The organism is Sphingomonas sp. CL5.1, assembly GCF_013344685.1.
GTDB lineage: Bacteria > Pseudomonadota > Alphaproteobacteria > Sphingomonadales > Sphingomonadaceae > Sphingomonas.
The window spans coordinates 4,067,139-4,082,355 of record NZ_CP050137.1 but is presented as its reverse complement, the minus strand read 5'-3'; the positions used below and the strand labels follow the sequence as shown (position 1 = coordinate 4,082,355).

Here is a 15,217-nt window from a genome sequence, read left to right as displayed (position 1 = left end):
CGATGAACCCTCGCTGAAACCCGGCCGATCACGATCAGGCGCCGAACGTCCGTTGCCACCAGCCGCGGCGCGGCCCGCCGGGAGCGTCGTTCGCGGCTTCCGGCGCTTCGTCCTCGGCGTCGGTGTTGGCGTCGGACGCTTCCCCCGTCGCCGCGGTCTCGGCGATGGCCTCGACCTTCTTGCGGCGGGTGCGCTTCGGCTTGGCCGGCGCTTCGGCCGCTTCGGCGACGGGAGCAGGCTCGGCCGGCGCGGCGGCGGCTTCAGCCTCCACCTCCGCCTTCTTGCGGCGGCCGCGCTTCGGCTTCGGCGCGGCTTCTTCAGCCGCCTCGACCGGGGCCGGGGCCTCGATCGCCGGCGTCTCGGCCTTGGCGGCGCGGGCGCGCGGACGGCGGCGCGTCTTGGGCGCGACCTCGGCTTCGGCCTCAGCCTCGATCGGCTCCGGCGCCGCGGGGGCCTCGGCCACCGGGGCTTCCTGGGTCGCTTCCTCGGCCGTCACGCCGGTTTCCTCGCGGCTGCGGCCACGACCACGGCGGCCGCGACGGCTGCGGCGGCGTCCGCCTTCGCCTTCGTCCGCCGCTTCGACAGCCTCGGGCTGCTCGGCGGCTTCCGCCTCGCCCTCGTCCTCATCATGGGCCGCGCCCTCGACGCCCTCGCCCTCGGGGCGGCCGCGACCGCGCCGCCCGCGACGACGGCGGCGGCGGCGGCCATTGCCCTCGCGCTCGCCGTCGTCGCGCGGACGGTCGTCGCGATGCTCCTCGGCTTCTTCTTCCTCCTCGTCGATCTCGTCCTCGATATCCTCGGGGATATCGTCCTCGATCTCCTCCACCGGGGCGTCGAACTTCGGCGCATAGGCCGGCGGCGGCCCCGCCGCCTCGACCGACATGCGCGCGCCTTCCTGCTCGCCGTCCGGCAGGATTTCGACGCGCACGCCGTAGCGATCCTCGATCTCGGCGATGTCGGCGCGCTTGCGGTTGAGAACGTAGAAGGCCGCCTCCTGGCTGGCGCGCAGCGTGAGGATCGAGCCGCGCCCGCGCGCCGCCTCGTCCTCGATCAGCCGGAGCGCCGAGAGGCCCGCCGACGAGGCGGTGCGGACGAGGCCGGTACCCTCGCAATGCGGGCAGGCGCGGGTTGACGCCTCCAGCACGCCGGTGCGCAGCCGCTGGCGGCTCATCTCCATCAGCCCGAAGGAGGAGATGCGGCCGACCTGGATGCGGGCGCGATCGTTCTTCAGCGCCTCCTTCATCGCCTTCTCGACCTTCCGGACATTGGAATTGTTGTCCATGTCGATGAAGTCGATCACGACGAGGCCAGCCATGTCGCGCAGGCGGAGCTGGCGGGCGATCTCGTGCGCGGCTTCCAGGTTGGTCGCGGTGGCGGTCTGCTCTATATTATGCTCGCGCGTCGAGCGGCCCGAGTTGATGTCGATCGAGACGAGCGCCTCGGTCGGGTTGATGACCAGATAGCCGCCCGACTTGAGCTGCACCACCGGATGATACATCGCGGCGAGCTGGTCCTCGACATGGCTGCGCTGGAACAGCGGGATCGGGTCGCTGTAATGCTTCACGCGCTTGGCGTGGCTGGGCATCAGCAGCTTCATGAAGTCCTTGGCCTGACGATAGCCCTCGTCGCCCTCGACGATCACCTCGTCGATATCCTTGTTGTAGATATCGCGGATCGCGCGCTTGATGAGGTCGCTGTCGCCATAGATCAGCGCCGGCGCGGAGGAGGCGAGCGTCTGCTCGCGAATCCCGTCCCACAGCCGGGCGAGATAATCGAAGTCGCGCTTGATCTCGGTCTTGGTGCGCTGGAGACCGGCGGTGCGCACGATGCAGCCCATCGACGGCGGCAGCTTCAGCTCCGCCATGATCGTCTTCAGCCGCTTGCGGTCCCCCGCGTTGCTGATCTTCCGCGAGATGCCGCCGCCATGCGACGTGTTGGGCATCAGCACGCAATAGCGGCCGGCGAGGCTGAGATAAGTGGTCAGCGCCGCGCCCTTGTTGCCGCGCTCCTCCTTGACGACCTGCACCAGCAGCACCTGCCGGCGGCGGATCACGTCCTGGATCTTGTAGCGGCGCCTGAGGTTCATGCGGCGCTGGCGCAGCGCCTCCACCTGATCGTCGTTGACGGACGAGCGGCGCGGGCGCGCGCCCTCGTTCTCGCCCTCAAGCTCCTCGGCGACGTCGGGGTCCATGCCGCCGTCGTCCTCGAACCGCTCGATATCGTCGTCGGCCGGTTCATCCGCCTCCTCGGCGGCTTCCTGCTCGGCGCGCAGCGCGGCTTCCTCGGCGGCGTGTTCCGCCTCCTCGCGCAGCAGCGCGTCGCGATCCTCCTTGGGGATCTGGTAGTAATCCGGATGGATTTCGCTGAAGGCGAGGAAGCCGTGACGATTGCCGCCGTAATCGACGAACGCCGCCTGCAACGACGGCTCGACGCGCGTCACCTTGGCGAGATAGATATTGCCCTTGAGCTGCTTGCGCTCGGCACTCTCGAAATCAAATTCCTCGATCCGGTTTCCCTTGACGACCGCCACGCGGGTTTCCTCCCGGTGGCGTGCGTCGATCAGCATACGCATGGTCATTGAATAGTCTCCGCGCACGCGCGCCGGCGGGCGGCGCGTTCGTGCGTTGGTATGTCGCTGGCGGGGCGGAAATCTGCCCGGCCATGCGGATTGTTGGTGAAATCGCCTTCGTCCGCGCCGCACCCGAGGGCGCATCGCCCCCGAACAAGCCCGAACCCGCGCCGCCGGCGAAGGCCGGGCGGTTCAGCGGTGGGAAAAGATGCGGCATTATCGAACGTCAACCTGTATGCCCGGCCCCGCCGGAAGGCGGGCGGGCGGTGGGCCGAAAGTGCGCGTGAAATGAACGCACCTTTCCGGTCGAGATGGTGACTAGCACCGGACTTGTCACGCATCAACCGGAACGTCTTGCCGCAAAATGCTCGCGATGGCGTCAAGCCCCTGTTAATTTGGAAAAGGACAGTCTTGGTGACGAATTGCCCGCGAACGGGGGCATGAAAAGGGCGGCGAGGGCGTAGGGCGGATGATGGGGCGGCGGGCCGATAGCAGCGGACGGTGGCGGCGCCGTGCCGCCACGCCGGCCGCGCTCGCGCTGATGCTGGCCGCCTCCGCCGCCGATGCCGGGACGGTGAAGGGCGTCGAGATCGACGGCCCGCGCGTGCTGATCCATTTCGACGAGGCGGTGGCGCGGGCGTCGAGCTTCGTGCTCGACGGACCGCGCCGGATCGCGATCGACATCGATGGCGCGCGGCCCGGCCCGTCGCTGGACGGGGACGGCGCGGTGAGCGCGATCCGCCAGGGCTGGCGCGGCAGCGACGGCGCGCGCGTCGTGCTCGATCTCGCGCGGCCGATGGTCGTGGCGGGCGGCGTGTTCCGTGACGCGGGGCACACGCTCGAACTGACGCTGGAGCGCGCCAGCGCCAGCAGGTTCGCGGAGGCGAGCGGCGCGCGGCCGCTGAGCTTCCTCCATTTCGGCGCGCGGCCGAAATACAAGATCTCGATCCCCGTCCCGCCGGTGAAGCGCGCACCGTTGCCGCGCGTCACGGGCGATGCCGATCTCCCGCTGGTGGTGATCGACGCCGGTCATGGCGGGGTCGATCCCGGCGCGATCAACACCGCCACCGGGCTGCGCGAGAAGGACGTGACGCTGAAGATCGCCCGCGCGATCCGCGACGCGCTGGTCGAGTCCGGCCGGGTGCGCGTGGCGCTGACGCGCGACGACGACCGCTATCTGGTGCTGCGCGAGCGGTTCGGCATCGCGCGGCGGCTGCATGCCGATCTGTTCATCTCGATCCATTGCGACAGCGTCGGCGCGGGCGACGCCTCGGGCGCGACGGCCTATACATTGTCCGAGGTCGCTTCGGACAAGGAGGCGGCGCGGCTGGCGGCGCGCGAGAACAAGGCCGACATCATCGCCGGGGTCGATCTCGACCAGAACCCGGACGTCTCCTCGATCCTGATCGACCTGACGCAGCGCGAGACGATGAACGCCTCCGCCGGCTTCGCCCGCCTGCTCGGGCGCGAGGCGAAGCCGCTGATGCCGGTGAAGGCGAATTTCCATCGCATGGCCTCGCTGATGGTGCTGAAGGCGCCCGACATGCCCTCGATCCTGTTCGAGACCGGCTATATCTCCAATCCCGGGGACGCCGCCTTCCTCGACAGCCGCAAGGGGCGCGAGCGGATCGCGGAAAGCGTGAAGCGCGCGGTGGAGATCCATTTCGCGCGCCGGCTGGCGGCGAAATAGCGGCGGGCGGGCTTCCCCTGTTTGAGTTTGGCCCCTAAACCCGCGCTCGCTTATGGCGTCCACTCCCCCCGAACCCGCAACGATCAAGCTGAATCGCGATGCCGGCCAGTTGCGGCGGGCGTTCGCGGCGGCGTGGGAGAGGCGCTGGGTGAAGCTGGCTGCTATTGCTGTCGGGGCGGTCGTGGTGGCGTTCTGCGCTTTCTGGCTGATCTTCGCGCGCGGCCTGCCATCGGTCGACCAGCTCCGCACCTATGAGCCGCCGCTGCCGACCAATGTGCGCGGCATCGATGGCGCGCCGATCTATTCCTATGCGCGCGAGCGGCGCGTCGAGCTGTCGTTCGCCGAGTATCCGCCGATGCTGGTCAACGCCTTCCTCTCCGCCGAGGACAAGACCTTCTTCGAGCATCACGGCGTCGACTACACCGGCATCGCCGGCGCGGTGATCGACTATGTGTCGAAGATCGGCAGCGGGCGGCGCGCGCGCGGCGGCTCGACGATCACGCAGCAGGTGGCGAAGAACCTGCTGATCGGCAACGAATATTCCGCCACCCGCAAGGCGAAGGAAGCGATCCTCGCGTGGAAGATCGAGAATGCGCTGTCGAAGCAGCAGATCCTCGAACTGTACCTCAATCAGATATTCCTCGGCCGCAACGCTTACGGCGTCGAGGCGGCGAGCCATGCCTATTTCGACAAGGAACTGAACGAGCTGACGCTGCCGCAGATGGCCTATCTCGCCATCCTGCCGAAGGGGCCGTCTAACTACGATCCGTTCCGCGACACCGATCGCGCGCTCGCCCGGCGCAACTGGGTGCTGGGCGAGATGGCGAAGAACGGCTTCATCACCGCCGCCCAGCGCGACGAGGCGCAGGCCCAGCCGCTCGGCGCGATCGCGCATCGCGCGCCGAAGTTCGAGCCGGTCGGCGGCTATTTCGTCGAGGAAGTGCGCCGCCAGCTCATCGGCAAATATGGCGAGACCGCCCGCGACGGGCCGTACAGCGTCTATTCCGGCGGCCTGTGGGTGCGCACCTCGCTCGATCCGAAGATCCAGGCCTATGCCGCGCAGGCGCTGCGCGACGGCCTGCTGCGCTACGATCGCGGGCGCGGCTGGGCCGGGCCGCTGCGCCATGTCGATTTTGAGGGCGATAGCTGGCTCGGCCCGTTCATCAACGCCAACGTCAGCATCAACTACAACGACTGGCGCGCGGCGATCGCGATCGCGCGGGATGGCGATGCGTGGCGGATCGGCTTCGTCAACGGGCAGACCGGCGAGCTGCCGCGCGACCTCGCGCAGATGCCGGTGCGTGGCAAGGGCGGAAACGCATTCACCGCGATCAAGCCGGGCGACGTGATCGCGGTCGCGCCGGAGGGCGGGCGGTTCGCGCTGCGCGCGGTGCCCAAGGTGTCGGGCGGGTTCGTCGTGCAGGAGCCGTCCACGGGGCGCATCCTGGCGATGCAGGGCGGGTTCGACAGCTCGATCCAGTCGTTCAACCGCGCGACGCAGGCGATGCGTCAGCCCGGCTCGACGATCAAGCCGATCGTCTATTCCGCCGCGCTGGAGCACGGCATGACCCCGGCGTCGATCATCATCGACGGGCCGTTCTGCGTCTATCAGGGCGCGCGGCTCGGGCAGAAATGCTTCCGCAACTTCGGCAACAGCGCCGGCTCGGGGCCGCATACGATGCGCTGGGGCATCGAGCAGTCGCGCAACCTTATGACGGTGCGCGCCGCCGCGCAGACCGGCATGACCAACGTCGTCGGCCTGATGAAGGCGATGAACATCGGCGATTACCAGCCGTACCTCTCCTATGCGCTCGGCGCGGGCGAGACGACGGTGATGCGGATGGTCAATGCCTATGGCGTGCTCGCCAATCAGGGCCGCTGGCACGCGCCGACGCTGGTGGATTTCGTGCAGGACCGCCACGGCAAGGTGATCTGGCCGGAGAACTGGCGCGCCTGCGATCGCTGCAACATGCCCGACTGGGACGGCAAGCCGATGCCGCGACCGGCCACGCGCGGGCGACAGGTGGTCGATGCGATGACCGCCTATCAGATGATCCATATCACCGAAGGCGTGATCCAGCGCGGCACCGCGACCGTGCTGCGCGATCTCGACCGGCCGATGTTCGGCAAGACCGGCACCAATTCGGGGCCGACCGACGTGTGGTTCATCGGCGGCACCCCGCAGATGGTCGGCGGACTCTATATGGGCTACGATACTCCCTCGAGCCTCGGCGGTTATGCGCAGGGCGGCACGATGGCCGCGCCGATCTTCAGGGAATTCGCGGTCAAAGCCTATGACGGGCTGGAGAAGCTGCCGTTCCGCGCGCCGGAGGGCATCCGCATGGTGCGGATCGACCGTGCCTCGGGGCGGCCGGTGTTCGGCGTCTGGCCGTCGGTCGGCGATCCCAAGCCCGCGGTGATCTGGGAAGCGTTCAAGCCGCAGAGCGAGGCGCGCCGCGCCGCGCGCCGGCCGGAAGCCGCGCCCAGCGCCGCCGCTTCGGCCGCCGCGCCGCGCGCCCAGCCCAACGATAGTGATTTCTTGCAGCGGCAGGGGGGGATTTACTAAGTCCCGCCGGCTGGATTTGAATTGAGCATGTCAACCGGCAAAGGCCGGCGCACCCGGTGGCTGGATATATCGTGCCGCCGGAACGACGATTGATTGGAGAATTGAAATGCGCGCCGAGGCGCAGGCCCATGTCGAAAGCATCAACGAGGCGCTGGCGCTGTTGCGTCGCTTCCTCGACTGGGACCGCGCGCTCCGCCGGCTCGACGAACTGAACGCGCGGGTCGAGGACCCGGCCCTGTGGGAGAATCCCAAGCAGGCGCAGGAGGTGATGCGCGAGCGTCGCCGGCTGGACGAGGCGGTCACCGCCACCCGCAATATCGAGCGCGAGCTGGCCGACACCAGCGAGTTGATCGAGATGGCGGAGGCCGAGGGCGACGAGGCGATGGCCAGCGAGGGAACCGAGGCGCTTGCCCAGCTCGCCGAGCGCGCGCAGCAGGACAAGGTGAAGGCGCTGCTCGCCGGCGAGGCCGACGCCAACGACACCTATCTGGAGATCAACGCCGGCGCCGGCGGCACCGAGAGCCAGGACTGGGCCGAGATGCTCCAGCGCATGTACACGCGCTGGGCGGAGCGGCGCGGCTACAAGGTGGAGCTGGTCGACTATCACGCGGGGGAGCAGGCCGGCATCAAGTCCGCCACGTTGCTGGTGAAGGGCGAGAACGCTTACGGCTATGCCAAGGTGGAAAGCGGCGTGCATCGCCTCGTGCGCATCTCGCCCTATGACAGCTCGGCTCGGCGGCACACCAGCTTCTCGTCAGTATGGGTCTATCCGGTGATCGACGATTCGATCGACATCGAGATCAACGAAAGCGAATTGCGCATCGACACCTATCGCGCGTCCGGCGCGGGCGGGCAGCACATCAACACCACCGATTCGGCGGTGCGCATCACGCACTTGCCGACCGGCATCGTCGTCGCCTGCCAGAACCAGCGCAGCCAGCACAAGAACCGCGCGGAGGCCTATAACCAGCTCCGCGCGCGCCTCTACGAGCATGAGCTGCGCAAGCGCGAGGAGGAGGCGAACGCGGTCAACGCCACCAAGACCGACATCGGCTGGGGGCACCAGATCCGCTCCTATGTCCTCCAGCCCTATCAGCTCGTGAAGGATCTGCGCACGGGCACGACCTCCACCTCGCCTGGTGACGTGCTCGACGGCGACCTCGACGACTTCATGGCCGCCGCCTTGTCGCAGCGCGTGACGGGCGAGACGGTGGAGGTGGAGGACGTCGATTGAGGCTGGCGCCCGCTTTCCTCCTGCTGCTCGTGCTGGCCGGCTGCGACGGATCGCAGCCGCTGATCCGGCATGAGGAGAAGGAGCCGGGGCCGTTTCCCGCGGCCGACCGTCCGGTCGCGCATATCGTTTCTTCCCGCTGGTCCACCGAGGAAGCGCGCGACCGGCTGAACGAGGCGACCGAGGTGATGAACCGCGCGAAGATCGCGCGCGGCATGACGGTGGCCGATATCGGCGCGGGCGAGGGCTATTACACCATTCGTCTCGCGCAGCGCGTCGGCAAGGACGGGCGCGTGCTGGCGGAGGATATCGTGCCGGCGGTGCGCGATGCGCTGGCCGAGCGCGTCGCGCGCGAGCGGCTCGACAATGTCAGCGTGCGGCTGGGCGCGCCGGCCGATCCCAAGCTGCCCGAGGCGAGCTTCGACCGGGTCTTCATGGTGCACATGTACCATGAGATCGAGCAGCCTTACGAGTTCCTCTGGCGGATGCGCCCCTCGCTGCGGCCCGACGGGCTGGTGGTGGTGGTCGATGCCAACCGGCCGACGGCCGATCACGGCACGCCGCCGGCGCTGTTGCAGTGCGAGTTCGGGGCGGTCGGCTATCAGCTCGTGACGATGGAGGTCATGCCGTCGGCGGGCGGCTATCTCGCGACCTTCAGGCCGGTGGGCTCCCGACCGGACCCGGCCGCGATCGAGCCTTGCCGCCAGCAATCGCTAGATCAGGCCTCGCGCACGAAGGCTGGTGACGGCGTCGCCGGCCAGCACAAGATGGTCGACGAGCCGGATTCCTAACGCCTCCAGCGCTGTCGCGATGCGCCGCGTGGCCATCAGGTCGTCCCGGCTCGGTTCCGCGTCGCCGGAAGGGTGGTTGTGAGCCATCACCACCAGATCCGCCCCGAATGCCAGCGCATCCCCGGCGATCGTGCGGATCGGCACCTCGACGCGCAGCACCTCGCCCGACGGGACATGGCGCAGGGCCAGCAGCCGGCCGCCGGCATCGAGATAGGCGAACGCCGCCACTTCGGTTGCGGCGCGGGCGATCGGCGCGAACAGGCCGCTCATCAACGGGTCGATCATCATCCCCGGCTACTATGGTTAACATCAAGGAATCAGGGCATTTCCTCCATTGCGGACTATTTTGGCGGCGGTTGGCACGGCCCTTGTGCGCGGCGCGCGCGCCTGCCACTGCTGATGCATGAGCGATATGGTGCATTTCGAGGACCAGTATCTCCGGCTGCTGCGCGAGGTGTGGGAGCATGGCGACGAGCGCCGCGACCGCACCGGCGTCGGCACGCGATCCCTGTTCGGCCCGACGCTGCGCTTCGACCTGTCGGACGACCGCGTGCCGCTCATCACCACCAAGCGCGTCGCGTGGAAGACGGCGGCGCGCGAGATGCTGTGGTTCCTGACCGGCGACACCAACATCCGCGAGCTGGTGCGGCAGAAGGTGCATATCTGGACCGACTGGCCGCTCGACCGCTACCGCCGCGAGAGCGGCGAGGCGATCGACCGCGACGCGTTCGAGGCGCGCATCCTCTCCGATGACGCCTTCGCCGCGCGATGGGGCGATCTCGGTCCGGTCTATGGCAAGCAATGGGTGGCGTGGGACACTTATGAGGCGGCGGGCGAGGGGCTATTCCGCAAGGGCGCTCCGGTCAACCAGATCGCCGAACTGGTCGAGGCGATCCGCCACAACCCCACGTCGCGGCGGCTGCTGTTCACCGGCTGGAACGTCGCGGAGCTGGGCGGGATGGCGTTGCCGCCGTGCCACATGACCTATCAATATCATATCGCCGGCGGGAAGCTTTCCGGCATGTTGTGGCAAAGGTCGTGCGATCTCGGGCTGGGCTTCGCGTTCAACGCCTTCTCGGCGGCGATGCTGCTCAGGATGCTCGCGCAGCAATGCGATCTGGAAGCCGGCGAGCTGGTGTGGAGCGCAGGCGACGCGCATATCTACCTGAACCACGCGCATCTGGTGGAGGAGACGCTCGCGCGAAAGCCGCGCGGTCACCCGCGCCTGACGATCGCGCGCCGGCCCGAAACGATCTTCGATTACCGGATCGAGGATTTCGCGGTGACCGACTACGATCCCCACCCGCACATCGCCGCGCCTGTGGCGGTGTAAGGGCGGCACTTTCTGGAGGCGGTGCGTCAGAACTTCCCTTCCGCCAGCACCTCCCGCAGAAAACCCACGAATGCCGTGACCGCCGGCAGCACGGTCGGCGAGCGTGGATGGACGGCATAGATGCCGACGTCCGCCGACCCCTCCCAATCCGCCAGCACGCGGACCAGCGCGCCGCTCTCCAGCGCCTCGCCCACGTCCCACAGCGAGCGCAGCGCGATGCCCACGCCGGTCAGCGCCAACTCGCGGACGATCTCGCTGGAATTGGTGGTGACCGCGCTGGCGCGATCGACCGTCGCGCGCCGCGTTCCATTCACCAGCCGCCACGGCATCTGCCCCGTCGCGGCGAGCAGGCGGTGCTGCCCGAGCGATGCGATCGTCTCCGGCGCGCCGTGTCGCTCCACATAGCCGGGCGCGGCGCACAGCACCCGCCGGCTGCCGCCGAGCCGGTGCGCGACGAGGCCGGGCGCGATCTCCGGCGCGATGCGGATGGCGAGGTCGATGCGCGCGTCGAGCAGGTCGATGAAATCGTCCGACAGGTCGAACTCCAGCGCCACCGCCGGATACGCGTCGATGAAGCGATGCAGATGCGGCGCGATATGCAGCCGCCCGAACGAAGTGGGCGCGGAAACGCGCAGCGGCCCGCTCGGCGCGTTGCGGACTCCGGTGACGCGCGCCTCCGCCTCGCGCACCCCGGCGAGGATCGCGGCAAGGTCGGCATGGAAACGTGCGCCCGGCTCGGTCAGCGCCAGCCGCCGCGTCGTGCGGTGGACGAGGCGGACTCCCAACCGTTCCTCCAGTCGCGCGAGCCGCTTCGACACCATTGCCGGCGAGATGCCAAGCGCGCGGCCTGCGGCGGAGAGGCTGCCTGAATCGACCACGTGGACGAACAGCTCATAATCCGGATCGAGCGACATTATTTCCCATGACGAAAAGCTGCTTCAACTTCTTCAAGCCTACCGAACAGAAAGCGCATCGTCTATCGAGGGTGGCGAAGGAGCAAGTGATGGCGATGATCGACAAGGCGGGGTTGCAGGTCGCGGCGGAGCTGGCGCAATTCGTGGACGAGCGGGCGCTGCCCGGCACCGGCGTCGCGGCGGAGGATTTCTGGCGCGGCGCGGCGGCGATCTTCGCCGACCTCGCGCCGCAGAATCGGGCGCTGCTCGCCGAACGCGAGCGGCTGCAACAGGCGATCGACGCGCGCTATATCGCGGGCGAGCCGGTGGACGAGGCATTCTTGCGCGGCATCGGCTATCTGGTCGACGAGCCAGTGCCGTTCGCGGTCGGCACCGCCAATGTCGATGACGAGATCGCGCGGCTCGCCGGGCCGCAGCTTGTCGTGCCGATCCTCAACGCGCGCTTCCTGCTCAACGCCGCCAATGCGCGCTGGGGCAGCCTGTATGATGCGCTCTACGGCACTGACGCCATCCCCGGCACGGCCGCGCCCGGCGGCTATGACGCGGCGCGCGGCGCGCAGGTGATCGCCTGGGCCAAGGCATTCCTTGACGAAGCGGTGCCGCTGGCGAGCGGATCGTGGGCGGAGCTTGCCGGGGAGCCGGTGTTGCGCGACCCCGCGCAGTTCGTCGGTCGCACCGACAAATCGCGGCTCTATCGCCACAACGGCCTGCATATCGAGGTGCTGTTCGACCGCGACCATCCGATCGGGCGCGACGATCCGGCCGGGATCGCCGACGTGATCCTCGAATCCGCGCTGACCACGATCTGCGACCTCGAGGATTCGATCGCGGCGGTCGATGCCGAGGACAAGGTGGCGGCCTATGCCAACTGGCTCGGGCTGATGCGCGGCGATCTGGAGGATACGTTCGACAAGAACGGCCGCACGATGACGCGCCGGTTGAACGCCGACCGCAACTATACCGCGCCGGACGGCTCCACGCTTACGCTGCCGGGGCGCAGCCTGCTGCTGGTGCGCAACGTCGGCCATCTGATGACCACCCCCGCCGTGAAGCTGGCGGAGGGCGGCGATGCGCCCGAGGGCATCCTCGACGCGATCGTCACCGGCCTGATCGCGCTGCATGACCGCAAGGGGCGCGGGAAATACGCCAACAGCCGCGCGGGATCGGTCTATATCGTCAAGCCGAAGATGCACGGTCCGGCGGAATGCGCTTTCACCGACCGGCTGTTCGGCCGCGTCGAGGATCTGCTCGGCCTCGCGCGAAATACGATCAAGGTCGGCGTGATGGATGAGGAGCGGCGCACCTCCGCCAATCTCGCCGCGTGCATCCATGCGGTGAAGGACCGCATCATGTTCATCAACACCGGCTTCCTCGATCGCACCGGCGACGAGATGCACACCGCGATGCGCGCCGGGCCGATGATCCGCAAGGGCGAGATGAAGGCCGCGCCGTGGATCGCCGCCTATGAGGACCGCAACGTCCAGATCGGCCTCGCCTGCGGCCTCTCCGGCCGGGCGCAGATCGGCAAGGGCATGTGGGCCGCGCCCGACAGGATGGCTGACATGCTCGATCAGAAGATCGGCCACCCGCGATCGGGCGCCAACACCGCCTGGGTGCCGTCGCCGACCGCCGCGACGCTGCACGCGACCCATTACCACCGCGTCGACGTCTTCACCCGCCAGCGCGAGCGCGCCGCGGAGCCGGTCGCGCCGCTCGCGAAGCTGCTGACGGTGCCGGTCGCGACCGGCCGCAACTGGCAGCCGGAGGAGGTGCGCGAGGAACTGGACAATAATGCGCAGGGCATCCTCGGCTATGTCGTGCGCTGGATCGATCAGGGCATTGGCTGCTCCAAGGTGCCCGATATCCACGATGTCGGCCTGATGGAGGATCGCGCGACGCTGCGCATCTCCTCGCAGCATATCGCCAACTGGTTGCTGCACGGCGTGGCGACGAAGGATCAGGTGGACCAGGCTTTCGAGCGGATGGCGGCGAAGGTCGATGCTCAGAATGCCGGCGATCCCGCCTATCGCGCGATGGCGGGAGCGGGAGAGGGGAATATCGCCTACCGCGCCGCCAGGGCGCTGGTATATGAAGGCGTCGAGCAGCCGAGCGGCTATACCGAGCCGTTGCTCCACAAGTTCCGGGCGGAGGCGAAGGCGCGCGGATAGGATCAAAGGCTGCCGGGCGAGGGGGCAAGATGGTCTATATCCTGATAGTTTGCCTGACGATGCTGGTTCTCCCGGTGGCGTCGATCCTGTTCGAACTGGGGACGGGGCAGCTTCCTTTATTGTGGCTGGTCGGCAAGTGGTTCGTGTTCTGGGCGGTCGGCGTGCGCTTGTTGCTGGCCGGTCTGCGGCAATATTTCCAGCCTGCCTTCACGAGCCGCGACATCATGGGGATCGAGCAGTCCGAGGCGCATGTCCTCGTGCGCGAACTGGGCGGCGCCAACCTGGCGAGCGGCATCGTGGGGCTGGCGTCGATCGCCATGCCGACATTCGTGCTGCCCGCGGCGATCGGCGCCGGCATCTTCTATGCCGTCGCCGCGCTGGAACATGTCAGGTCGACGCATCGCGGAACGAACGAAACGGTGGCGATGGTCAGCGATATCTTCATCGCCGTGGTCCTGATCGGTTTCGCCTGCTGCACGTTGCTCGGTCGCGGCTGATCCACGCGCAGCGCTTTCACTCGGGAGGAGTTTCGCCTAAGCTCGCCTCATGATCTGTCTGGTTCATCCACCGTTCAGCCACTATGACTACAAATGTAATCAGCGGTTGTGGAGAAGGTGCGATGCGGGATTATCTCATTACGATCATCACCGCCACAGCGGCGGCATGGCTGCTCCAGCAGAGCCCGCCGCCGCCACCCGTTGCGGCATTGACTCCGCCGCCGCCTCCGGGAGCGGCGCCGCGCTGATGGCGGGACGGTGGGCATGACGCGCGTCTCGCTGCATCTCGCGCGCGCCGACAATGGCGTGATCGGGCGCGACGGCGGGCTGCCGTGGCGTCTGCCGGCGGACATGAAGCGCTTCAAGGCACAGACGATGGGCCGCCCGATGATCATGGGGCGCAAGACCTTCGAGAGCTTTCCCGCGCCGTTGCCGGGGCGGCGGCACATCGTCCTGACGCGCGATCCGTCATGGCATGCGCATGGCGCGGAAGTCGCGTCCACCGTCGCTGAAGCACTGGCGCTGGCGGGAGAGGATGCGGCGGTGATCGGCGGCGCGGAGGTGTTCGCGCTGTTCCTGCCGTTGGCCGACCGGATTGAACTGACCGAGGTGCATCTCGCGGCGGAGGGTGATACCCTCGTCGCCCCGTTCGACGGCTGGCGCGAGGTGGCGCGAGAGGAGCATTCGGCGGAGGATGGGCGACCGGGGTATAGCTTCGTGAGGTTGGTGCGATAGCGGCGGGAATTGGTGGTTTGCGGAAAGGGGGCTTACGGGCAGTGACCAGCCCGAAGCAGACAACCGTTTCCAAAGAGCTAGAGACAGCCTTCCTCGTGATAGGTTCCACGAATAGCCAACACCGCACCATTTTGATCCAACCGCCAAAATACTCGCGCAGCGATGTTACAGACAAAACTGCCCTCCTCACGCTTTGCTCCATATTCGCCGGCCGCCTCGAACCACGTAGGTTTGAAGCCCTCTGCTGCGAGCTCATCGATCAGCTTTTGCGCGGAAGTGCCTATGGGAAAACGTCTTCGAATGCGCGCATCGAACTGAGAAGAAGCGTCGTTCCAACCGCTGGGTAAGTTCTTGGTAAGAGGCGACGGAGGTTGCGCTGTGGTCCAGTAAAGCGCGGCAGCAAGCCCGACGACAATGCCGCTCGCAAAAACGATAATTTCTCGGGCAAACGGTCTAATTTTGCGCACGCCTATATATCGCTCAATGTGAGCAGGGCAATTCCACCGAAAACCGCGACAAGGATCACAACTGCCAGCAATGACCCGATAATTGTGCCAGTCAGTTTCGTAGATTGCCTCATCCCAAGAACTTGAACGAACGGCGGTCCGGGGTAAGTCGATTGAGCTCACGAACGATCACCATTGCGGCGACAGCGGCCTTTCGCTTAAAACCATGCAACCTCAAAAGAGCCGCCGCCCGGCATCCCGGACGGCGGCTCTTTCG

General features: G+C 67.6%; 12 protein-coding genes. 8 read left to right on the top strand and 4 right to left on the bottom strand.

Going from position 1 to position 15,217, the window contains the following annotated elements; all coding sequences use genetic code 11:
* Positions 1-34 precede the first annotated feature (34 nt).
* On the bottom strand, positions 35-2,566 hold the full coding sequence (locus F9288_RS19555; RefSeq protein ID WP_174839209.1) for a ribonuclease E/G: 2,532 nt from the start codon (positions 2,564-2,566) through the stop codon (positions 35-37).
* A 544-nt stretch (positions 2,567-3,110) separates the two neighbouring features.
* Here F9288_RS19555 and F9288_RS19550 point away from each other — a divergent pair.
* The 4 genes from F9288_RS19550 to F9288_RS19535 all read left to right on the top strand — a co-directional run bounded on the left by F9288_RS19550 (position 3,111) and on the right by F9288_RS19535 (position 8,847).
* The gene (locus tag F9288_RS19550) at positions 3,111-4,259 is read left to right on the top strand and encodes an N-acetylmuramoyl-L-alanine amidase (RefSeq protein WP_254621224.1); all 1,149 of its coding nucleotides are present in this window, start codon (positions 3,111-3,113) and stop codon (positions 4,257-4,259) included.
* 52 nt (positions 4,260-4,311) lie between these two features.
* Positions 4,312-6,825, top strand: coding sequence for a penicillin-binding protein 1A (locus F9288_RS19545; protein WP_174838313.1), 2,514 nt, complete (start codon positions 4,312-4,314; stop codon positions 6,823-6,825).
* 106 nt (positions 6,826-6,931) lie between these two features.
* On the top strand, positions 6,932-8,059 hold the full coding sequence (gene prfB / locus F9288_RS19540) for a peptide chain release factor 2 (RefSeq protein WP_174838312.1): 1,128 nt from the start codon (positions 6,932-6,934) through the stop codon (positions 8,057-8,059).
* On the top strand, positions 8,056-8,847 hold the full coding sequence (locus F9288_RS19535) for a class I SAM-dependent methyltransferase (RefSeq protein ID WP_174838311.1): 792 nt from the start codon (positions 8,056-8,058) through the stop codon (positions 8,845-8,847). Before prfB ends, F9288_RS19535 begins: the two co-directional genes overlap by 4 nt.
* Here F9288_RS19535 and F9288_RS19530 read toward each other — a convergent pair.
* Positions 8,770-9,135, bottom strand: a complete 366-nt coding sequence (locus tag F9288_RS19530; protein WP_174838310.1) for a JAB domain-containing protein — start codon at positions 9,133-9,135, stop codon at positions 8,770-8,772. The genes F9288_RS19535 and F9288_RS19530 overlap by 78 nt on opposite strands.
* A gap of 115 nt (positions 9,136-9,250) precedes the next feature.
* On the opposite strand from F9288_RS19530, the gene thyA reads away from it, so the two are divergent.
* Positions 9,251-10,180, top strand: coding sequence for a thymidylate synthase (thyA, locus tag F9288_RS19525; protein WP_174838309.1), 930 nt, complete (start codon positions 9,251-9,253; stop codon positions 10,178-10,180).
* Between the two features lie 26 nt (positions 10,181-10,206).
* Here the strand turns inward: thyA and F9288_RS19520 are convergent, their stop codons facing one another.
* Positions 10,207-11,094, bottom strand: a complete 888-nt coding sequence (locus F9288_RS19520) for a LysR family transcriptional regulator (RefSeq protein ID WP_174838308.1) — start codon at positions 11,092-11,094, stop codon at positions 10,207-10,209.
* A 95-nt stretch (positions 11,095-11,189) separates the two neighbouring features.
* On the opposite strand from F9288_RS19520, the gene F9288_RS19515 reads away from it, so the two are divergent.
* From F9288_RS19515 to F9288_RS19505, 3 genes are all read left to right on the top strand, one after another.
* The gene (locus F9288_RS19515; protein WP_174839208.1) at positions 11,190-13,262 is read left to right on the top strand and encodes a malate synthase G; all 2,073 of its coding nucleotides are present in this window, start codon (positions 11,190-11,192) and stop codon (positions 13,260-13,262) included.
* Between the two features lie 29 nt (positions 13,263-13,291).
* Positions 13,292-13,759, top strand: a complete 468-nt coding sequence (locus F9288_RS19510; protein ID WP_174838307.1) for a DUF6790 family protein — start codon at positions 13,292-13,294, stop codon at positions 13,757-13,759.
* A gap of 264 nt (positions 13,760-14,023) precedes the next feature.
* Positions 14,024-14,494, top strand: coding sequence for a dihydrofolate reductase (locus tag F9288_RS19505; protein ID WP_174838306.1), 471 nt, complete (start codon positions 14,024-14,026; stop codon positions 14,492-14,494).
* A 77-nt stretch (positions 14,495-14,571) separates the two neighbouring features.
* Here F9288_RS19505 and F9288_RS19500 read toward each other — a convergent pair whose 3' ends face one another.
* Positions 14,572-15,123: a hypothetical protein gene (locus tag F9288_RS19500; RefSeq protein ID WP_174838305.1), complete on the bottom strand. Its 552-nt coding sequence runs from the start codon at positions 15,121-15,123 to the stop codon at positions 14,572-14,574.
* Positions 15,124-15,217: the final 94 nt, after the last annotated feature.

Bases quoted from the DNA above. Each gene is read 5' to 3' on its own strand.
- F9288_RS19510 (WP_174838307.1), top strand. From the start codon at position 13,292: ATGGTCTATATCCTGATAGTTTGCCTGACGATGCTGGTTCTCCCGGTG.
- F9288_RS19545 (WP_174838313.1), top strand. From the start codon at position 4,312: ATGGCGTCCACTCCCCCCGAACCCGCAACGATCAAGCTGAATCGCGAT.
- F9288_RS19550 (WP_254621224.1), top strand. From the start codon at position 3,111: ATGCTGGCCGCCTCCGCCGCCGATGCCGGGACGGTGAAGGGCGTCGAG.
- prfB (WP_174838312.1), top strand. From the start codon at position 6,932: ATGCGCGCCGAGGCGCAGGCCCATGTCGAAAGCATCAACGAGGCGCTG.
- F9288_RS19515 (WP_174839208.1), top strand. From the start codon at position 11,190: ATGATCGACAAGGCGGGGTTGCAGGTCGCGGCGGAGCTGGCGCAATTC.
- F9288_RS19555 (WP_174839209.1), bottom strand. From the start codon at position 2,566: ATGCTGATCGACGCACGCCACCGGGAGGAAACCCGCGTGGCGGTCGTC.
- F9288_RS19520 (WP_174838308.1), bottom strand. From the start codon at position 11,094: ATGTCGCTCGATCCGGATTATGAGCTGTTCGTCCACGTGGTCGATTCA.
- thyA (WP_174838309.1), top strand. From the start codon at position 9,251: ATGAGCGATATGGTGCATTTCGAGGACCAGTATCTCCGGCTGCTGCGC.
- F9288_RS19505 (WP_174838306.1), top strand. From the start codon at position 14,024: ATGACGCGCGTCTCGCTGCATCTCGCGCGCGCCGACAATGGCGTGATC.
- F9288_RS19530 (WP_174838310.1), bottom strand. From the start codon at position 9,135: ATGATGATCGACCCGTTGATGAGCGGCCTGTTCGCGCCGATCGCCCGC.